19 protein-coding genes and 1 pseudogene are annotated in these 20252 nt (G+C 60.6%); 5 read left to right on the forward strand and 15 right to left on the reverse strand.

Features of this window, described 5'->3' with window-relative positions:
- Positions 1-402: 402 nt before the first annotated feature.
- The 4 genes from BM110_RS13560 to BM110_RS13575 all read left to right on the forward strand — a co-directional run bounded on the left by BM110_RS13560 (position 403) and on the right by BM110_RS13575 (position 3091).
- The gene (locus tag BM110_RS13560; RefSeq protein ID WP_093121728.1) at positions 403-669 is read left to right on the forward strand and encodes a hypothetical protein; all 267 of its coding nucleotides are present in this window, start codon (positions 403-405) and stop codon (positions 667-669) included.
- A 466-nt stretch (positions 670-1135) separates the two neighbouring features.
- Positions 1136-1387: a hypothetical protein gene (locus BM110_RS13565; protein ID WP_139217550.1), complete on the forward strand. Its 252-nt coding sequence runs from the start codon at positions 1136-1138 to the stop codon at positions 1385-1387.
- 168 nt (positions 1388-1555) lie between these two features.
- Positions 1556-2401 (forward strand): hypothetical protein, encoded by an 846-nt coding sequence (locus BM110_RS13570; RefSeq protein ID WP_093513586.1) that lies wholly within the window; start codon positions 1556-1558, stop codon positions 2399-2401.
- 63 nt (positions 2402-2464) lie between these two features.
- Complete coding sequence (locus tag BM110_RS13575; RefSeq protein ID WP_093513587.1) at positions 2465-3091, forward strand: class I SAM-dependent methyltransferase; 627 nt, start codon at positions 2465-2467, stop codon at positions 3089-3091.
- 116 nt (positions 3092-3207) lie between these two features.
- Here BM110_RS13575 and BM110_RS13580 read toward each other — a convergent pair whose 3' ends face one another.
- Genes BM110_RS13580 through BM110_RS13595 form a run of 4 tightly spaced genes read right to left on the reverse strand, consistent with a single transcriptional unit; the run spans position 3208 to position 10593 of the window.
- Positions 3208-5391: a glycoside hydrolase gene (locus BM110_RS13580; RefSeq protein WP_093513588.1), complete on the reverse strand. Its 2184-nt coding sequence runs from the start codon at positions 5389-5391 to the stop codon at positions 3208-3210.
- Between the two features lie 2 nt (positions 5392-5393).
- A complete protein-coding gene (locus BM110_RS13585) occupies positions 5394-8447 on the reverse strand; it encodes an efflux RND transporter permease subunit (RefSeq protein ID WP_093513589.1) in 3054 nt (1017 codons plus the stop codon).
- Positions 8444-9514, reverse strand: coding sequence for an efflux RND transporter periplasmic adaptor subunit (locus BM110_RS13590; RefSeq protein ID WP_092248620.1), 1071 nt, complete (start codon positions 9512-9514; stop codon positions 8444-8446). The genes BM110_RS13585 and BM110_RS13590 overlap by 4 nt, the downstream gene beginning before the upstream one ends.
- Positions 9511-10593: an efflux RND transporter periplasmic adaptor subunit gene (locus BM110_RS13595; RefSeq protein WP_071492524.1), complete on the reverse strand. Its 1083-nt coding sequence runs from the start codon at positions 10591-10593 to the stop codon at positions 9511-9513. The genes BM110_RS13590 and BM110_RS13595 overlap by 4 nt, the downstream gene beginning before the upstream one ends.
- A 167-nt stretch (positions 10594-10760) precedes the next feature.
- Here BM110_RS13595 and BM110_RS29840 point away from each other — a divergent pair.
- Positions 10761-10832 (forward strand): annotated as a pseudogene (locus BM110_RS29840) (ATP-binding protein); the annotation flags it as partial.
- 122 nt (positions 10833-10954) lie between these two features.
- Here the strand turns inward: BM110_RS29840 and BM110_RS13600 are convergent.
- From BM110_RS13600 to BM110_RS13650, 11 genes are all read right to left on the reverse strand, one after another.
- Positions 10955-11806 carry a transporter substrate-binding domain-containing protein gene (locus BM110_RS13600; RefSeq protein WP_071492525.1) on the reverse strand — a complete coding sequence of 284 codons (852 nt, stop codon included), beginning with the start codon at positions 11804-11806 and terminating at the stop codon, positions 10955-10957.
- Complete coding sequence (locus BM110_RS13605) at positions 11803-12579, reverse strand: amino acid ABC transporter ATP-binding protein (protein ID WP_058424834.1); 777 nt, start codon at positions 12577-12579, stop codon at positions 11803-11805. The genes BM110_RS13600 and BM110_RS13605 overlap by 4 nt, the downstream gene beginning before the upstream one ends.
- Positions 12576-13235: an amino acid ABC transporter permease gene (locus BM110_RS13610; RefSeq protein ID WP_092248628.1), complete on the reverse strand. Its 660-nt coding sequence runs from the start codon at positions 13233-13235 to the stop codon at positions 12576-12578. The genes BM110_RS13605 and BM110_RS13610 overlap by 4 nt, the downstream gene beginning before the upstream one ends.
- Positions 13216-13881 (reverse strand): amino acid ABC transporter permease, encoded by a 666-nt coding sequence (locus tag BM110_RS13615; protein ID WP_093513590.1) that lies wholly within the window; start codon positions 13879-13881, stop codon positions 13216-13218. The genes BM110_RS13610 and BM110_RS13615 overlap by 20 nt, the downstream gene beginning before the upstream one ends.
- Before the next feature lie 491 nt (positions 13882-14372).
- Positions 14373-15155 (reverse strand): MetQ/NlpA family ABC transporter substrate-binding protein, encoded by a 783-nt coding sequence (locus tag BM110_RS13620; RefSeq protein WP_092248631.1) that lies wholly within the window; start codon positions 15153-15155, stop codon positions 14373-14375.
- A gap of 128 nt (positions 15156-15283) precedes the next feature.
- Positions 15284-16210 (reverse strand): sigma 54-interacting transcriptional regulator, encoded by a 927-nt coding sequence (locus tag BM110_RS13625; RefSeq protein ID WP_058424836.1) that lies wholly within the window; start codon positions 16208-16210, stop codon positions 15284-15286.
- Positions 16211-16259: 49 nt separating this feature from the next.
- Positions 16260-16841, reverse strand: a complete 582-nt coding sequence (locus BM110_RS13630) for an alpha/beta hydrolase (protein WP_071492529.1) — start codon at positions 16839-16841, stop codon at positions 16260-16262.
- 303 nt (positions 16842-17144) lie between these two features.
- The gene (locus BM110_RS13635) at positions 17145-17546 is read right to left on the reverse strand and encodes an ExbD/TolR family protein (protein WP_093121774.1); all 402 of its coding nucleotides are present in this window, start codon (positions 17544-17546) and stop codon (positions 17145-17147) included.
- 1 nt (position 17547) lies between these two features.
- Positions 17548-18267 carry a MotA/TolQ/ExbB proton channel family protein gene (locus BM110_RS13640; protein ID WP_219731876.1) on the reverse strand — a complete coding sequence of 240 codons (720 nt, stop codon included), beginning with the start codon at positions 18265-18267 and terminating at the stop codon, positions 17548-17550.
- Positions 18268-18321: 54 nt separating this feature from the next.
- On the reverse strand, positions 18322-19122 hold the full coding sequence (locus BM110_RS13645) for an energy transducer TonB (protein WP_093513591.1): 801 nt from the start codon (positions 19120-19122) through the stop codon (positions 18322-18324).
- Positions 19123-19362: 240 nt separating this feature from the next.
- Positions 19363-20214: a LysR family transcriptional regulator gene (locus tag BM110_RS13650; protein ID WP_071489783.1), complete on the reverse strand. Its 852-nt coding sequence runs from the start codon at positions 20212-20214 to the stop codon at positions 19363-19365.
- Positions 20215-20252: the final 38 nt, after the last annotated feature.

The following is a 20252-nucleotide window of genomic DNA, read 5'->3' on the forward strand; positions in this document are numbered from 1 at the left end:
GCTAAAAATGGCAGCTCATGGTTTCAGTCGCTCTAAAATCAATGTTGAGAGGCTTCCGTTAGTTTTTGAAAGCGAAAGGTCAGGATGAGTCGTAACACCTAAGTTGTCCCGACAAGTTGTTAAAGATGAGCTGATGCTTATGAACAATCGGCACAAACGACTTTAGTAGTGAGCTGGGGGCTTGCTTGCAGCTGCCCCTATGGTATGACGTAGCCGCTCGTGGGAAAAAGCCTGCTGGGGGTGATATACGTTACTTACAAGTTCATTGATTGGCGCGGGGTTCAACACGCTCTAAAATATTTCGCTCGTCTGTACCCGTTAGTTCTAACAGTTGCGTAATTTTTTTGGGGTATCCAATCAGGTCATCATCGGTGATAGACAGCCGACTATTGGAGTGAAAGTATGTTCAAGTTCAAAGCGCCTAAAAGTTTGGCAATGATTGTTCTTTTAGTCATTGTGGCTACTGGCGGTAGTGCAATGGCGACTCCGCTTGGGCAGCATAAGAGTGCTATGTCCATTCATCACAGCATTGCCCTGAAAGATACATTGAATTTTCTGGGCGCCTATGAATTTTTACCTAACACCCCGATTTTGGATTTTTTAGGCAACGCTTTTTGCGGGCCTAAGAATTCCGGCTTACAAGGTCTGTGTTCTAACGTCGTATTCTAGCGGCGCTTGTCTCATAAATAGGGTCTGCGCCTATTCGTCTTTAGTTAGCCCAAAGGTTTGGCAACAGTTGCATGTTTCCTAGCTAGGCAGCTGTCGGCCATGCACAAGCAATCCCATTAAATACTCTCTCTTTAGCGTACAGCTTAATCTTATGGAACCGCCCACCCCCAGCTCTGCCACAGTCAGCATGATGTTCGTCAGTGGCAACTTACGCAATGATTCCAAGCAGTACGATGATACATTCATCCCCTCGCTTACATTGGCGGCACAGTGGGCGATCACGAAGAGCTTCTCTGACCCACTCGCCCCAACCGTCTCAAATAAATAAACTTACTCCTCGACCAATGAAGTTAACGAATATCTGCAAGCATTTACCGCTCGTATAAACCTGTTAACTTTGACAGTTGTTGGCGGTCTTGTTTGCGCATCTAATCAGCCCAAACCTTTATCCAAGGATGGAACGATGATGAACAAGTACCTGATAAGTTTCGTGAGCTGCCTGCTGGTCGGCGCGTTTGGGCTGTCGGTCAACGCCGCCGGTTACATCGACCTGGGTCATGCAACAGGTGAGCAATGCAAAACCGAAAGCGTCACCAACAACGGTATTGCTGTCGGCAACTGCTCTCCTGCCAGTACCAGCGCCAACAACGTCCCGTTTGTCGCAAACGTGAACACGCCGAACTCGAAGGCGCGACTGGAGCCACTGGATCCTCATTAACCCTGTGTCGCAAGGGCCATATCCAATGGCGGATGGATTGGCGGCAGCTGCAACGATGCCAACAGTGTCGACCAGGCGGTGATCTGGAACGCAGCGACGCCCGGCGCTGCACCGACTGTTCTGACGCCGCTTCCAAGTACTTTACTGCGTGCTGCAGATGTGCGAACCATGATCACTGCGTTCAATCAACGTGGAGACATGATTGGATGGAGTATCAGCAACAACGATGAACGCTCCACTGTCGTCTGGCTCGCGGGCACCGGCACACCTGTACGGGTTTTTTCATCGCTGCTTGGCCTGCTTGGCTACAACGACAAGTGCATCCCTACCGATGTGAACACCACCCTTGCCAACGGCTACCCCAGCATTGCTCTGAACTGCCCAGGCGCCAATGGCATCACCGTACCTCGAATTGCTCAAAGGAATGCCTCCGCCTACGCCGTCACATCCTTGCCCATTGCGAGCGGGGCCAACCGCTGTACTGTCAGCGGCATCAATAACTTGATGCAATCCGTGGGTGATTGCGAATATCCCCAGGCCGACATCAACCTGAACCGGACGGCCGTCTGGAATACACCCACCGCCACGCCACAGACATTGACCCTCGCCGTAGACTCCAAGAATGCAGGACTGGCAATTAACAATACGGGGGTTGTGCTGGCAGCGCGTCAGGATGCTACGGGCAGAGCCAGCTATTTGACGTGGCTTCCAACTCTCGGGGTGTTCGGCATTCAACTGATCGTCCCGCCCACCGGGGCTGTTTGGGTGCAAGCGTTCAGCATCGCTGACAACGGCATCGTGGCGTTAAATAGCACTGATAGCGATCAGTACAACACTGGATGCATCTGGACACCTGCTACAAGCGGTAGTCCCGCAACGAACAACTGCCTTGCCTCAATCGGGGGTGGCAAAAAAAATCAACTGACCACGCTCTCCCAAAACGGCGGATATGCAGGAGGCGTTAACGTTAACGGTGCCCAAGACCTGGATGCAGTAGCAACGCCACTGCCCTGAACTCAGGGGCCCGTCAGCAAAACATGGGATATAGTCACCGTTTAACCGCCCAAGCGTCTCCCTATGACTCTCAAGCCCGACGACCTCAGCACCATCACCGCCACCACCCTCGGCCACTACAACAAAGTGGCCGAGGACTTCCGTGAAGGCACCCGCGATCACGATGTGAGCCAGAACATCGATGCCCTGCTGCGGCATATCCAGGGTCCGGCACCGTTTACTGTGCTGGATTTCGGCTGCGGCCCCGGGCGTGACTTGCAGACCTTTACCCGCATGGGCCATATCGCGGTGGGGCTCGACGGCTCGGAGCGGTTTGCGCAGATGGCGCGGGAGGACAGTGGCTGCGAGGTGTTGCAGCAGGATTTCCTCAAGCTGGACCTGCCTGTCGAGCGCTTTGACGGGATCTTCGCCAATGCGGTGTTGTTTCATATCCCCAAGCAGGAACTGCCACGTGTGCTCAAGCAATTGCATGGGGCATTGAAGGCGGGCGGCGTGTTGTTCAGTTCCAACCCTCGGGGTGACAACCAGGAAGGTTGGAATGGGCCACGGTACGGGTCTTATCACGACCTGGCGGCGTGGCAAACACTCCTGACGCAAGCTGGGTTTGTGGAGTTGGAGCATTACTACCGGCCGGCAGGCTTGCCCAGGGCGCAACAGCCCTGGTTGGCGAGTGTGTGGCGCAAGCTGTAGATTTTCATTGCATGGTCTGACGCCATCGGGGGCAAGCCCCCTCCCACAGTTTGATGTGTAAATACAGTCAACACGTGGGAGGGGGCTTGCCCCCGATGACGCCTGCTGAGGCAGCCTTACTCCACCTGATACACCAACGGTTTTTCACCCACCCCATGTGCAGTCACACTGCGCCCGGCATAACCTTCTTTTTCCTCGCCAGAAAAATTCGCCACCAACCGCGTGCCATCGGCAAAGGTGGTTTGCTGCACCTGCCTGTCCGCCGTCAGCCAACGAAAATCCGTCATCGCCTGGGTCGCCAAACGCTGGTGCAGCGGCCGGAAGAACCGATCCTGCCGCTGGATCACCGGCAGCCGCTGCTTAACGGTCGAGGCACTCAGGTGATACAGCGGCGGCACGTTGTAGAGCAGTTGCGTCAGCTCATTCTCGACCCGCACATTGCTCAGTTTGAGACTGTCGAACAGCCAGTGGTGTGTGGTGATCACCGAGCCGTGGAACACCGCCTGGTACAACGGCAGGCGCATGCTCGGTTCAAAGTGGACCGTGCGAAACGGCTCTTTGAGCGGCACCGGCTTGAAGAACACCGTCGGCTGCTCCGGCGGGTACCAATTGCCCACGTAATGGGGCGATTGCTTGTCCTGGGTCATGGCCTGGTCACCCCAGCCAATCACCGGCGTCTGCATGCCATGGGCGAACAGAATGCCTTGGGCGGTGATGGCGTTGCCGTCTTCGGAACCGGTTGGCAATTTGAGCACCGTGTTGAGCCAGCGCGAGGCGTCGACATTGCCCTCGGCGTTTTGCGCCTGGGTCATCCGGGCGCCGTCGCGGTAGCTGTCGAACACCATGCTGGTGGCATAGGCATCGAGGAACCAGGCGTTGAAACCGGCCTTGGCCTGCACGGCCTTCACACGGGCTTCGAGCAAAGGCCGCACGCAACGTGGGTCGGTGTAGTGACCGGACTGCTGGAAGCCGGTTTTCAGCTTGCCACCCTTCAACATAATCGCGCAGTCGCGGTAAGCCCTGCTGCCCAGGTGGGCGGTGGTCCAATCCGGATTTTCCGTGGCAGACAACGCGGTTTCATAGGAATCGTAGGGCGCCATCAGGTAACCCGCCTCAACCCCGGCGCGGATCGCCTCGGGGTGCCACAGGCCGCCCTCCCAGCCTTCGCCCAGGGTCAGCAGCAAGCGTGAAAGACCTGTATCACGCAGTGACTGGATCGCCCGGCTGCCCCAGGCTTGGGGGGTATCGCTCAGCGCACCGGCGAACGCGACGGCCAACTCGCTGCGCAGCTCACCATAACGTGCAGCGAGGCGCGTCATATCCGGCTCTTGCACCTGCCAACTCTGCCGGGCCTTGCTGTTGATTGCCGCATTCAGCCCCCGCAGCAGCGCGGTCTGCTCATAGCGATTCAAGGCCGTCGCCTGCGCCAGGATCTTTGTCGACTCCTTGTCGAGCAAGCCTTTGAGTTCATGGCCACGCAGGCGTTTGAGCAACAACGGCCAGTCACGGACATCCTCCGGCGCCAGCAGGTCATTACCCCACAGGTAGACATGGCTGGCACCCAGCAACTTCTCGGCCTCGGGTGTCTGCCGCAGTTTTTCCGCCAGCGCTTCATAACGCCCTTGCTCCACCAGCCATTGGCGATAGCGCTTGGCGCCGGCCAAGGGATCGGCCTCCCCCAGGTGCAACAGCAGGGTCATCGGCGCATCAGGGTCGAGCGCGGTGAATTCGTGGGCCACGGACAGCGCCATCCCTTCCTGCCAGCGCAGGCGATTGTTGTAGGGGTTGGTCAGCAACCAGTTCAATGTGAAGCGCCCGTGGTCCAGGCCCCACAGCGGCAGGCTGAGATCCTGGGTGGTGTTGAGATCACCTTGTTCCTGCAAAAACGCTTTCCATACAGCGTTGTCGGCGGGCACGTAATGCCCTTCGGCCAACGGCCACATCAGCCCGTTGCCCAGGGCGCTGGCGGGTTGCTGAAGGATAGGTAGCTCGCCAGGCTCACGCGCGCGCAGGGTCAACTTGAGGTCGCGCTGTTCAAGGCTGGCGCTCACCCGGAAGGCGCCGTCATCCCACTGCCAACTGGCCTGTTGATCGCTCCGCACAAGCTGGCTGACGGCACGCGCCGGCAAGCCGCTGGAAGCTTGTACCGTCGCCTGCCCGTGGGGCGTCACGCGGATGGCGAGGGTGGCCGGGTCGAGTTCGACCCGCCACAGGGGGTTTTCCAATACGGTGCTGGCAAAAGCCATGGGTGACAGCAACAGTGTGCAAATCAACAGACCGTGGCGCAGGAAGTGAGGCATGTTCAGCTCTGCTCTGGTTTGGGCTCCCGGATCTTGTACCAAGCCACATAAAGCGCAGGCAAAAACAAAAGTGTTAACAAAGTCGCGATGATGATCCCGCCGATCATCGCGTAGGCCATCGGCCCCCAGAACACCTCACGGGCAATCGGGATCATGCCCAGGCTCGCCGCCGCCGCCGTGAGCAGGATCGGCCGGCGCCGATGCTCGGTGGCTTCCACCACCGCATCCCACGGCGTATAGCCGGCCACCTCATACTCATGAATCTGCGTCACCAGGATCACTGAGTTACGGATGATGATGCCGATCAACGCCAGGATGCCGAGGATCGCCACGAAACCCATGGGCGTGCCCGTAGGGATCAACGCCAGCACCACACCGATCAGCCCGAGCGGCGCGACGCTCGCCACCAGGAACATCTTCTGCACGCTGTGCAGCTGGATCATCAGGAACGTCGCCATGAGGAACAGCATCAACGGCACCACGCTGGCAATCGGCCCCTGGGCCTTACCGCTTTCTTCCACGGTGCCGCCGGTAGCGACCTTGTAGCCCACCGGCAGGCCAGCGCTGAACTTGTCGATTTCCGGTTTGAGCTGCTTGACCAGGTCCGTCGGCTGCATCTCATCGCGCACCGAAGCCTTGATGGTGATGGTCGGCTTGCGGTCGCGACGCCACACCAGTGGCTGCTCCAGCTCGTAACGCACGGTGGCGAAGGCCAGCAGCGGAATCGACGTACCGTTGGGCGTGACGATCTGCAGGTTCTGCAAGGTTTCCGGCGTACCACGTTCGGCGTCTTCGGCACGACCCACCACGTTGATCAGGTAGATATCGTCATGCACCTGTGTCACCGAAGCGCCGCTGACCACGCTGTTCATCAGTTGCGCCACGTCTTCCGACGACAGCCCCAGTTGGCGTGCCTTGTCCTGGGCGATGTCGATGCGCAGCACTTTGCCCGGCTCGTTCCAGTCGTAGATGATCTCGCCCAGATGAGTGTTCTTGTCCAGCAAGGTCGCCAGTTCGATGGCGTGCTTGCGCACCTGGTCGGTGTCTTTGCCCGACACGCGATACTGAATCGGCCGGCCCACTGGCGGGCCCATTTCCAGCGGCTGCACGTAGCTGCCGATCCCGACGAAATCATCACGCAGGCGCTTTTGCAGGCGCGCGATCAACTCGCCGCGCTCTTCCAGGCCCTTGCTCACGATGACCAACTGCGCGTAGTAGGGGTTTTCCAGTTGCTGGTCGAGGGGCAGGTAGAAACGGATCGCGCCCTGGCCGATGTACGTGCTCCAGCGGGCAATGTCCGGGTCGTCCTTGATGATCGCTTCCAGGCGGTCGACGGCCTTGCGCGTCTCGTTGATCGAGGCGTTTTGCGGCAGGTTGAGGTCGACGAGGATTTCCGGGCGGTCCGACGAGGGGAAGAACTGGTTCTGCACGAACTGCATGGAAAACACCGACGCCGCGAACAGCGCCACGGTGATGCCAATCGCCCACCAGCGGTTACGCATGGCCCACAGCATGCCGCCATTGAAAGCCCGTCCAATCCGCCCCGGCTCTGCGTTGTGAGGTTTGACGTTGGCGCTCAGGATATGCACGCCGATCACCGGCGCAAACAGCACCGCCACCACCCACGACACCAGCATCGCCACGGCTATCACCGCAAACAGGGTAAAGGTGTACTCGCCCGCCGAGCTGGCGTTGAGGCCGATCGGCACAAACCCCGCGACGGTCACCAGCGTACCGGTGAGCATGGGGAACGCCGTGGAGGTGTAGGCGTAGGTCGCCGCCTGCTCCTTGGTCTCGCCTTTTTCCAGGCGTGTGATCATCATCTCGACGGTGATCATCGCGTCGTCCACCAACAGGCCGAGGGCAATGATCAGCGCGCCGAGCGACACACGCTGCATGGTGATGCCGCTGTATTCCATGAACACGAACACCAGGGCCAGCACCAACGGAATCGAGCACGCCACCACCAGTCCGGCGCGCATGCCGAGGCTGATAAAGCTCACCACCAGCACGATGATGACGGCCTCAAACAAGGCACTGGTAAAACCGCCGACCGCCTCTTCCACCACTTCCGCCTGATCGGACACCTTGTGCACGCCGACGCCCACTGGCAGGTCGGCGGTGAGTTCGTCCATGCGCTCGTGCAGGGCCTTGCCGAACGACTGGATATTACCGCCCTTCTGCATGGCAATCGCCAGACCGATGGCCGGCTTGCCGTTGAACCGGAACATCGGCCGCGCCGGGTCCACATAACCCCGGCTGATGTCTGCGATATCCGCCAGGCGATAGAAACGGTCATTGAGCCGCAGATTGACGTTGGCCAGGTCCTTCTCCGAGGCGAACTGCCCCGAGGTGCGCACCGAAATCCGCTCCGGCCCGGCCTCGATCACCCCGGCTGGCGTCACCGCGTTCTGCGATTGCAGGCTCTGCACCACCTGGCGCTGGTCAATCCCCAGCGCCGCCAGTTTGCGCGTGGAGAAGTTCAGGTAAATCACTTCATCCTGCTGGCCGATCATCTCGACCTTGCCCAACCCCGGCACCGAGCGGATCTCGGCGCGTACCTGCTCCACGTAGTCACGCAACTGGCGCATCGACAGGCCATCGCCGGTAAAGGCGTACACCGAGCCAAATACATCACCGAACTCATCGTTGAACGACGGCCCCTGCAAACCCGGTGGGAAGCTGCCACGAATGTCGTCGATCTTCTTGTGTACCAGGTACCAGATATGGGGGATGTCCTTGGCGCTGGTGGTGTCCTTGAGGAACACGAATACCGTGGACTCGCCCGGCCGGGTGTAGCTTTTCACGTAGTCGAGGGAATCGAGCTCTTCGAGCTTTTTCTCGATGCGGTCGGTGACCTGCTTGAGGGTTTCTTCCTGGGTCGCGCCCGGCCAGCGGGTCTGGATCACCATGGTCTTGATGGTGAAGGAAGGGTCTTCCTCACGGCCCAGGTTCATGTACGAAAACACGCCCATCAGCAGCGCGACGAACATCAGGTACCAGACGAAGGACTGATGCTTGAGGGCCCAGTCGGATAAGTTGAAGCTCCCTTTCATCGCGGGCTGTCCTCGTCGATTTTGACTTTTTGCCCAGGTTTCAGGCTGTTGACGCCGGCGGTGACGATGCGCTCGCCGGGTTTGACGCCGCCGTTGAGCAAGGCGCTGTCGGCATCGCGGCTGATCACCGTGATATCACGCGGTTGTACCGTCTGGCTCTGGGTGTCGAGCAGCCAGATGCGGGTCTTGCCGTCGACGTCCTGCAAGGCGCTCAGGGGCACTTCGATGCGCGGGGCGATGGCGGTGCTCAACGTTACGCTGATCGCCGTGCCCAGGCGGAACGCGGGCGGCGTGTCGGCCAGGGTCAGGCGCGCACGCCGGGTGCGCGTGGCGCTTTGGGCCTGGGGTTCGATCTCGCGCACGATAGCGGTGGTATGCACGCTGGGGTCAAGCTGCCCGGCAACCAGGAACACCACGTCCGGGGGCAAGCGCTCGGCAAGGCCGGCGGGCAGGTCGATCACGGCTTCCTTGATATCCGGGCGCGCCAGGGTGACGACCTGCTGGCCGGCACTGACCACCTGGCCGGCCTCGGCATTCCAGGCGGTGACGATACCGGCGTGGTCAGTGCGCAGTTCGGCGTAGTTGAGCTGGTCCTTGGCTTGATTGACGGAGGCCTGGGCCTGATCGAGCGAGGCCTGGGTGGTCTTCAGGTCGGTCTGGGCAATATCCAGCTGGGCCTGGGCGCCGACGCCACGGTTGAACAACTCCTGCTGGCGGCGCGCATTGGCCTGGGCGTTGATGTATTGCGCCTGCACGCGGGCCAGGTCGCCCTGGGCCGAGCGCAGTTGGTTCTGTTGGTCGGTGGGGTCGAGGACGGCGAGCAAGGCGCCCTTCTCCACCTCGGCGCCCACGTCCACCGCGCGGCGGGCAATGCGGCCGGGTACGCGGAAGCCTAAGTTACTTTCGTAGCGGGCCTGGATGGTGCCGGCGAAGCGACCGAGGTTTTCCTGATCTTGCGACTTCACTTCCATGGACAGGACCGGGCGCACGGGCTCGGGCGGCGGTTCTTCCTTGGAGCAGGCCACCAGCAACACGCTGGCGACGAGTATCCCCGTGAGGCGTTTCATGGCTGCGCTCCTGGCTGGGCAATCTCGACAATCATGCCGGGATGCAGCAATTGCCCGCCGGCGACCACAACTTTTTCGCCGCCCTTGAGGCCGTCGCCAATGATGACTTTGCCGGTGAGGTAACGCGCCACGGTGACTTTGTGCAATTGCGCCTTGCCGTCGCCGTCGACCAACCACACAGCGGGTTCGCTGAGGTCTTTGGTCAGCGCGGCCCACGGCAATTCGATACTGGCTTTCGCCGGGCCATTGGCGGTGGCGCTTACCACCGAGCCCAGCTCCATGCCTTTGGGTAAGGCCTGCAGGGCGATTTTCACCTGCACAGTGCCGGTGTTGGCGGCCACGGCGGGGGTGACCTCACGGACCTTGCCCACGGCCTTGATGCTGGGGTTATCCAGCAGGCTGACGGTGATCGGCGCATCGGGCGGCGGCTCCACCAGCAGGGACTCATAGACGTTGAACACCGCATCACGCTCGCCATCGCGCGCCAGGCTGAAAATCGGTACGGTGGCCTGTACCACCTGGCCGACTTCGGCCTGGCGTGCGGTAATCACCCCAGGCGCTTCGGCGATCAGCGCGGTGTAGCCGAGTTGCTCGCGGGCGTTGGCCAGTTGAGCCTGGGCGGCAGCCAGGGCGCTCTGGCTGCTGCGTAACGCGGCCTGGGCGGAATCGTATTCGCTGCGGCTGGTGTAGCCCTTGGGCAAGAGTTTTTCCTGGCGCACAAATGCAGCGGCAGTCTGCTTGACCCGCGCCTGTTCGGCCACGACCTGGGCCTGCGCGGAATCTACGTTGGTCTGCAAGTCCTTGGGGTCGAGCTTGGCCAGCACTTGCCTGGCGGTCACGCGGTCGCCCACGTCCACCATGCGCTGGATGATTTTGCCGCCCACGCGAAAGGACAGATCGGTTTGCACCCGAGCCTGGATATCCCCGGTCAGCGTGACCGCCGCCGCGAAGTCCGCCGGCTGCACGGTCTGCACGAACACCCGCGAATGGGCCTTGGGTTCAGCCTTGTCCTCGCCACAGCCGCTCAACAGCGCCAGTAGGCCAAGACCGAAAATACAGGTGGAAATGCGAGCGCCCATGCAGGCTCCTTTTGCGTGATGCCGACGTGCCAGTGTGTATGCGACTGTGAGCTTAGTTCAGGGTTCCTTATCTGCATGGAGGCTCCCATACTCCAATGGTTCCCAAGGCGACTGGATGCCCACGCTCAAGACCCACGCGGTGGCCAATTACCGGTTTGCCGGCGAACAAGGTGCTGGGGGAAACCCGGATTGACGGGCAGGGGATTCTGGATGCGCCGGCTTGGCATTGGCCGGAGTAGGCGGTGGCTGTGCTGGCCTCAGCGGGGGCAAGTCGAATCGTCGCACCGCCCCTCCCACATTATTGATCTGTGAATACATTCAAGTGTGGGAGGGGCGGTGCGACTTGCCCCCGATAGCGGTATCAGCCCTGCCACTTCCCGCCTTCAACAATCACACTCTCAGGCTTGGTGTCATCGCTCAGTTCTTTACGCACATACTGGTCATACAGCTTGAGCAAAAACTTCTCCTCGCCCAGCTTCGCCAACTCGGCATTCACCCAGTCGCGCAGTTCGATGTTGCCTTTCTTCACCGCCGGCGCGATGGGCGCTTCATCACCGAGCTTCTCTTCCAGCACGCGGTAGCCCGGGTTCTGCTTGGCCCAGCTGAACAGCACCAGGTTGTCCTGGGCGTAGGCGTCGCCACGGCCGGCGGACAACGCTTGCAGCGACTCGGAGTTCTTCTCGAACTTGAGCAGCTTCCAGTCCGGGTGGTTCTTGGTCAGCCAGATATCAGCCGTGGTGCCGGTGGTAACGATGGTGGTGCGGGTCGCCAGGTCATCCAGGCTTTTCACCGCGCTGTCGTTGGGCACCAGGGCCTGTACCGCGACTTTCAGGTTGGGGTTGGTGAAGTCCACCGCTTCCTTGCGCTCGGGCGTTACGGTCATGTTGGCGAGGATCAGGTCGACCTTGTCGCTTTGCAGGAACGGGATGCGGCTGGCCGGTTCGACGGCGACGAATTCGACTTTGTTTTCATCGCCCAGCAGGTCCTTGGCGAATTGGCGACCGATGTCGGTATCGAAGCCGACATAGCGCCCGGCTTCGTTGACGAAGCCAAAGGGCGGCTTGTCGGTGAATACACCCACGATCAGCTTGTCGCGCGCCTTGATCTTGTCGAGGTAGCTTGCGGCGGCAACCGGTTTTGCAGGCTCTTCGGCCTTTTTATCGCAGCCGGCGAGCAGGGCGACGGCAAACAGTGGCAGCAGTAGTTTTTTCATATCAGCTCCAGTTCCTGGGTTTTCTTGGGCAGTGTTGAAACAAAGGAGAACTTCTCCAGGAACTGCTGCGCGCGTGCGGTTTGCGGGTTCGTAAAGAATGCCTCGGGGGTGTTGTGTTCGAGGATGCGACCGGCCTCCATGAACACCACGCGGTCGGCGACGGCGCGGGCGAAGGCCATTTCGTGGGTGACGATCAGCAGGGTCATGCCATCGCGGGCCAGGCCCTGGATCACTTCGAGCACCTCCTTGACCATCTCCGGGTCGAGGGCTGCGGTGACTTCGTCAAACAGCATGACCTGGGGGTTCATGCACAGCGAACGGACGATGGCGATGCGTTGTTGCTGGCCGCCGGAGAGCTGGCGCGGGAAGGCATCGCGCTTGTCCGCCAGGCCGACGCGGGCCAGCAATTTTTCCGCCTGTTCGCGGGCTTCACGGGGGTCGCGTTTTTGCACTTTCAGCGGGCCGAGCAGGATGTTGTCGAGCACGCTCATGTGCGGGAACAGGTGGTAGCTCTGGAACACCATGCCCACGTCCTGGCGCACCTGGCGCCAATCGGTGCTTTTGTCCAACAGCTCTTTGCCGGCGAAACGCAGGCTGCCGCTATGGGCGACTTCCAGCCCATTGAGGCAACGCAGCAAGGTGCTTTTGCCGCAACCGCTGGGGCCGAGAATCACCACCACTTCACCGCTTTGCACGCTCAGGTCGATGCCCTTGAGCACCTGCGCCTCGCCAAAGAATTTGTTGAAATCCTGGAACTCGATCAATGCGTTCATGCCTGGCCCCAGCGCCGTTCCAGCACCTTGGAGGCAGCCGACAACGGGTAGCAGATAAAGAAGAAAAACAGGAACAGCACGCCGTAGATCAACACGGACTCGTAGGTGCGTTCGATGATTTGCTGGCCGACCTTGATCACGTCCACCACACCGATCAGCACCGCGAGGGAACTGGTCTTGATAATGCGCGTGTAGACATTGATGGTCGGCGGCGTCATGCGCTTGAGCGCTTGCGGCAGCAGCACGTAGCCGTACAACTGCGGACCTGACAAGCCAATCGACAAGCCCGCTTCACGCTGGCCACGGGGCAGCGAATGCAACGCGCCGCGCACCACCTCGCCCACTTCGCTGGCGCCCCACAGCGACAGCACCAACACCGCGCACCAGAAGCTCGGAATGCTCAAACCAAAGAAAATCGGCAAGCCGAAAAACACCAGGTACAGCCACACCAGCACCGGGATCGCGCGGAACAATTCCAGGTACACCCGCAGCACGCCGTTGATCAGGCGGTTGTTCAAGGTACGCAGGACGCCGTACAGCACGCCGCCGACGGTGCTCAAAGCGATACTCAAGAACGAAATCGACAGGGTTTGCGCAGCGCCCTTGCCCAGTTGCGGCAACGATACCCACAGCAACTCAAGACCCGAACTGGCCATGCTGGAGCCTCCTTTCCAGGCGGCTGAGCAGCAGCGACAGCGGCAAGAACAGCAACACGCAAATCAGCGTCAGCACGGCGAGCATTTCGTAGGTCTTGTAGTAGAGCGCTATGTAGCCTTTGGTGGTGTAGAGAATCTCCGGCACCGCCACGGCGGAGACCACGGTGGTCTCTTTGAGCAGGAAGATGAAATTGGCGAATAGCGCTGGCAGGCTGAGGATGCCGGCCTGGGGCAGGATCACGTGGCGCAGCAGTTGCCAGTCGGACAGGCCGATGGACTTGCCCGACTCGATCTGCGCCAGCGGCACCGCTTCCACACCGGCGCGCAGCACTTCGGTGAGGTAGGCGCCGCCGAGGAAGGTCATGGTGATGATCGCCGCCCAGAACCCGGAGATATTGAAGCCCAGGGCCGGTAGCGCGAAGTACACGAAAAACAGCTGGATCAGCAGCGGCGTGTTACGCGCCAGCTCCACATACAGCGCCACCAGGCGCGACAGGTAAGGTGTGCGAAACACCAGCAGCGCGGCGTTGATCAGCGCCACCAGCAGGGAGGTGGCAATGGCGATCAGGCCCACTTGCAACGTCACCCCCACGGCCTTCAGGAACGCCGGCAGGGTGCTGAGGATAAAAGCGAAATCGAAGGTCATTTCCAGTCCATGACGCCGCAAGGGTAATGCAGCGAGCGCAATCCGATCCGGTGTGGGTAACGCCGGGTAGCGCGAACTTTAAAGGTATAAAAAGTAAAGTTTAAATACCCAAATAGCATATTGATATCACCCAAAAAGATAACCGCCGGATTCGCGGGTTTGGCGGGTGAAGACTATGGTTTGGAGGTCTGAGATTCGAGGGATCGAACCATGAAGGAAGTGAAACCGATGGATCCGCAGGAGCTGGTGAAGTGGTTGATGGCGTTGCGCAGGGCGATCAATAGCAGAGCTCTCTAGATCAAAGCGGATCAAATGTGGGAGGGGGCTTGCCCCCGATAGCAGTGGTTCAGTCAGCACATTTTTTGCTGTGCTACCACCATCGGGGGCAAGCCCCCTCCCACATTTGGATTGCATTCCAAATTCCGGGCATAAAAAACGCCGACGCTATATAAGCCGTCGGCGTTCAAACCTTGAAGGGGGTTTGGGTTACATCAGAACGCAGGCACTACCGCACCGTTGTACTTCTTCTCGATGAAGGCTTTGACTTCCGGGCTGGTCAGGGCCTTGGACAGCTTCTGGATCGCATCGCTGTCCTTGTTGTCCGGGCGAGCCACCAGGAAGTTCACGTACGGCGACTTGGCGTCTTCGATGATCAGCGCATCCCTGGCCGGGTTCAGGCCGGCTTCCAGGGCGTAGTTGGTGTTGATCAGGTCCAGGTCAACCTGGTCCAGCACGCGTGGCAGCAGGGCCGATTCCAGCTCCTTGAATTTCAGGTGCTTGGGGTTGTCCTTGATGTCTTTTGGCGTGGCCAAGGCATTGGTCGGGTCTTTCAGGGTGATCACGCCGGCTTTCTGCAGCAGCAACAGGGCGCGGCCGCTGTTGGAACCTTCGTTGGGGATGGCCACGGTGGCGCCATCTTTCAGATCTTCAATTTTCTTGATCTTTTTCGAGTAGCCGCCGAACGGTTCAACGTGCACGCCGACCACTGTCACAAGGTTGGTGCCCTTGCCTTTGTTGAAGTTTTCCAGGTACGGCAGGGTCTGGAAATAATTGGCGTCCAGGCGTTTCTCGGCAACCTGCACGTTTGGCTGTACGTAGTCGGTGAAGACTTTGATTTCCAGGTCCACGCCTTCTTTGGCGAGGGTTGGCTTGACCAGTTCGAGGATCTCGGCGTGCGGGATCGGCGTGGCGGCCACCACCAGTTTTTCGTTGGCCTGGGCGAAGCTTGCAGTCAGGGCAGCCGCCAGTGCGGTAAACAACAGAACCTTTTTCATGCAGTGTCCTTATCGGAATTCCGGGGGCGTCTCTGACGACCGTTTTTTATGTAGTGTGCCAGCGAAGTGCTATCGCGGCGTGGGAGGGACAATACCTAGATTTTTTATTCCCGAACAATATCTTTTATTCACGTTGATATTCCATTTTGTTCATGCAGGAATTTACTTAACGTTTCCCGCTCGGCGGGGCTGGCGCGCTCGAAAATCCGCCGCACCTGTTCCAGCGCAGAACCCGCCACCGGCAGATTCAAATGTTCGGGCAAAATCTCATCCCCACTGCTGACCAGCAGGGCAAAGTGAATAACGTTTTCCAGCTCGCGGGTATTGCCCGGCCAGCTGTGGTGTTCCAGCACACGCTGCGCGGCATCGCTGATCAGCGGCACCGGCAGGTCCAGGCGCTGACTGTAGATGCCCAGGAAGTATTCGGCCAGGGACAAGATGTCACCGACCCGCTCGCGCAGCGCCGGCAAATCCAACCGACCTTCGCTCAGATAGTGGAACAGGCGCTCATGGAACTTGCCGGCCGCCACGGCCTGGGCCAGGTCGATGCTGGTGGCGGCGACCAGGCGCACATCCACCGGGCTCGGCTGATGGGCACCGACACGGGTGACTTCGTGGTTTTCCAGCGCGGCCAACAGTTTCACCTGGATCGGCAGCGGTAAATCGCCGATCTCGTCCAGGTACAAGGTGCCGCCATTCGCCGAACCGAACCACCCTGCCCGGCTGCTGGCCGAACCACTGTGGCTGCCGGCGGCATAACCGAACAATTCGGCATCGGCATAGGTCGGGCTGATCGCACCGCAATTGACCGAGACAAACAGACCGGTGCGGTCGCTGCCCCGGTGAATATGCCTCGCCAGCAACTCCTTGCCGCTACCGGTCTCGCCGCGGATCAACACGGGCAAGGCACGGGGTGCGAGGCTTTCGAGGTCTTCGCGCAGCTGCCGCGAACGCGGGTCGACAAACACCAGCGCCTTGGCGCGGATGCTCAGTGGGCTTTTTTCCGCGTCGGGAAAGGTCAGCAATGGCTGGCCGTAGGTTTCATGCAGACTCATGGCAGGCTCCCGCCGCCAATCCACTCAAGGGACGGGGCGTTGAAAAAATTCAGGCAGTACGCCGGGCGTGATGCTCAAGGCGGCTTTGCAGGCGATAGAGGTAGGCGAACCCCTGTTCCCAGCGCTGGTGGCCGGACTTCACATTGATGTGCCCCGCCCCCGACAGAATGCCGGCTTCGGCGCCCCAGTTGCGGGCCAATTCCAGGGCTCGCGGGGCGCTGACAGCACTGTCGTTGTCGGAGCTGACCACCTGGCTGGGGAACGGCAACAGGTCGGTCGGGATCGGCGCAAAATTACGCAACGCAGGTGAGCAGGCGGGCCGTTCGACATCGGCCGGGGCTACCAGCAAGGCACCGCGCACCTGGCGCAGGAAGTGCACCGGCGCGGTGGCCGCCCAATGCGCCACCGTGATGCAGCCCAGGCTATGGGCGATCAGGATCACCGGCGTGCTGTCGGCTGCGATGGCCTCGGCCAGCGCAGCGACCCAATCTTCTCGACGTGGCGTCAGCCAGTCGGCCTGCTCCACGCGGGCGCTGTTGGGCAGGCTGGCCTGCCAGTGACTTTGCCAATGATCTTCTGGCGATCCTTGCCAGCCCGGCACGATCAGATAACGAATCGACTCGCTGTGCATGGGTGTGCCCTCCTGCAGCGTTTAACGTTGCTGAACAGTATAGGGACGGGTGTTATATTCGTTAAGGAATAAGAAGCTATTTATTAATAACCAAAAACTCAAAATTAATGAAGTTCAAAATGTGGGAGGGAGCTTGCTCCCGATGGCGGTGTATCAGTTACAGATTGATTGGCTGACACACTGCAATCGGGGGCAAGCCCCCTCCCACATTGATCGCATTTCAAGTTGAGGATTGAATCGCAGGCAAAAAAAAGGCCGCACCCTGCCAAGGAAACGGCCAAAAACTTGTCGAGGCTTTTGCAACTAACGTGCGGTAATCACCGACAGCTTGGTAATGCCCGCGCGTTCGATAGACGCCATGGCTCGCGCCACTTCGCCGTAGTTCACGCCATCATCCGCCTGCAGTTGCACCCGCACATCGGGGTCCTTGGCCTTGGCCGCCTGCAGGTTGAACTCCAGCAGGTCCGGCTGGATTTCGTCCTTGTTGATAAACAGTTTGCCGGCGCCGTCGATGCTCACCACCAGCGGGTCTTTCTGCTCCACCGGCGCGACCGCCTCGGTCTTGGGCAGGTTGATCGGGATCGCGTTGGTCAAAAGCGGCGCGGTGACGATAAACACCACCAGCAGCACCAGCATCACGTCCACCAGCGGCGTGACGTTGATCTCGCTCAGTACCTCATCGGTGTCTTGCGTGGAGAAGGCCATGTCAGGACGCCTCCTTCACTTTCTGCGGGTTGCCGGCAGTGGGTTTGTTCAGGGTCGGGTGCAGCAGCACACGGAAGGAATTTTTCTGCGCCAGGCTGTAGAAGTCGTGGGCGAAGTCATCGAGGTCGGCAGCGGTCAGCTTGAGGCGACGCAGGAAGTAGTTGTAGACCAGCACCGCCGGCACGGCGACGGCGATACCAACGCCCGTCGCAACCAGTGCGGCACCAATCGGGCCGGCCACCGTTTCGAGGCTGGCGGAACCGGCGGCACTGATGCCCTTGAGCGCTTCCATGATGCCCCACACGGTACCGAACAGGCCGATGAACGGCGAGGTGCTGCCGATACTGGCGACCACGGCCAGGCCGGTTTCCAGGGAGCGCCGCTCTCGCACGATCTGCTGGCGCAGGGCACGCTCAAGGCGGTCCTGGTGGTTGATCGCCTGGCTCAGGTCCGCTGCGTGTGGGGTTTCGCCCACCTGGATCGCGGCGTAGCCGGCCTGGGCCACGCGGGCAGCGGCACCCGGCTGGGTTTGCGCCAGCTCGGCAGCCGAGTCGAGACTCGACGCCGCCCAGAACTGTTTATGGAATTTGCGATCCTGCGCCTTGAGGCGACCGAACTGCACGCCCTTGAGCAGGGCCAGGCCCCAGGTGGCGACCGAAAAAACCACCAGCAGCCAGATCACCGCGCTTTCGATGGATTCAAGTGGAGATGCTAATGCCATGATGTCTTCCCTCTGTGCAGGTCGCGGCGCGTGCAACACACCGCAGCCGAATAATTAGTGAATCTTGAAATCGATCGGGACGCTGACCCAGCCGTCCTGGGCCACCTCGCCCTGCTTGGCCGGCACGAAGCTCCAACGCTTCACGGCGGTCAGTGCGGCGTCATCGAGCTGCTGGCGACCGCTGCTCTTCTGGATCTGGATCTCGCCCGGCTTACCGCTGGCCAGTACATGCACCCGAAGCAACACCGTGCCTTCCCAACCGCGCCGCTGGGCCAGTGACGGATACTCCGGCGCCGGGTTCTTCAAGTACGCGGCGTTGGCCGAAGCGGGCGTAACCGGAGCCGGCGCCGGTGGTGCTGGAGGCGCGGGAGTCGGTGGCGCAGGCGGTTGCTCGGGCGGTTTCGGTGCAGGCTTGGGCTCAGGCTTTGGCACCGGCTTGGGTTTGGGTTTAGGAATCGGTTTTGGCGGCGCCGGCTTGGCGGCCAATTCATCCACCACCGGCGGCGGTGGCTCGACCACAGGCGGCGGCGGTGGCGGCACGGGCGGTGGCGGCTCGACCACCGGGGGTGCCGGCTGGGAAAATTCGATGGTCATCGGTGGAATTTCCGGCGGCACGATCGGCAGCACCGGGGTCGGCTTCTGGCTCACCCAGTAGATCACCGCACCGTGCAGGGCCAGTACCAGCAGGCCGAGCAGGATACCTTCGCGACGGCTGGAGAAACGCTTCGGAGTCCTCTGCGTTCGCAGTTGTCCCAACGGCGCTCGGTGCGGCCGGCCAAGGTCGACCAACTCACCACCCGGCGCCTGGCGCCACGGCGCCTCGTGTGCACTGGCGGCGGTCTGGACATTGCCCATTGATTCACTCCCTACGGTTTTTAAGCAAAAAAACCGACAGGCCTGCTTGGAAGGCCGTCGTGGGCTGAATCATCGGCGCCAGAGGCTTATCTCTTAAAGTAACCTTTAAAGTTATACATAGACCTAAAACGAATAAATGAAACATGATGAAACGCCAAAGCCCCGTCCTGCGTGGGCTGGCGTCCAGGCGATGTTTTTCAATGCTTTCCGGGCATAAAAAATATTCGGCAAAGGCATCGTTCAGGCTGGGCTGTTAGCACACAAATCCAGCAATTGGCGTTGCAGGCTCTGCCCCGCCGCGCCGAGGCCAGTGCGTCCGTACAACGCCAGCCGCACGCCCTGCACCGCAGGCAAACCGCTGTCCGCGCCCAATACGACATGCCCGGCCTGCACCACACGCCGGGGTAACAGACTGATACCCAACCCCGCCGCCACCGCCGAACACACACTGGCCAGGCTCGCGCTGGAGTAACCGATGCGCCAGCGCCAGCCCCCCACTTCCAGGTGTTGCAGCATTTCGTTGCGGTACAGGCCCCCCACCGGAAAGGCCACCAACGGCAAAGGGTCGCGCCCCAGGGATGGCGTACTGCGGCTGTCCACCCAACACAACGGCTCTGGCCATGAGGCCAGGCAGTCGTCGCTGTCGCCCATCTGCTTGACCAGCAATACGTCGAACTCACCGCTACGGTACTGGCGCTGCAACTCGGGGCCAAGACCGCTGGTGACCTCCAGGCGCACCCTGGGGTACGCCAGCACAAAGGCCGATAACAGAGGCATCAGGCGTTCGGCAGCGAAGTCTTCCGGCACACCGAGGCGCAGCACGCCGTCGCTTTGCTGGTTGATCAATACGTCGGCGGCTTCCTCATGCAACGCGAGGATGCGCCGCGCATAGGCCAGCAGGCGCTCGCCTTCCGCCGTCGCCACCACACGACGTTGGTCGCGATCCAGCAACTGGCACGCCACCGCCTCTTCCAGGCGGCGGATCTGCTGGCTGACGGTGGACTGGGTCAAGTGCAGGCGCTCTGCCGCGCGGGTGAAATTGCCGCAGTCCACCACGGCGACAAAGCTGCGCAACAACACGGGATCGAACATCGTGCTTACCATTCCATTTGCCACTGGTTGGCATGGTT

Source organism: Pseudomonas sp. NFPP28 (genome assembly GCF_900115535.1).
Lineage (GTDB): Bacteria > Pseudomonadota > Gammaproteobacteria > Pseudomonadales > Pseudomonadaceae > Aquipseudomonas > Aquipseudomonas extremorientalis.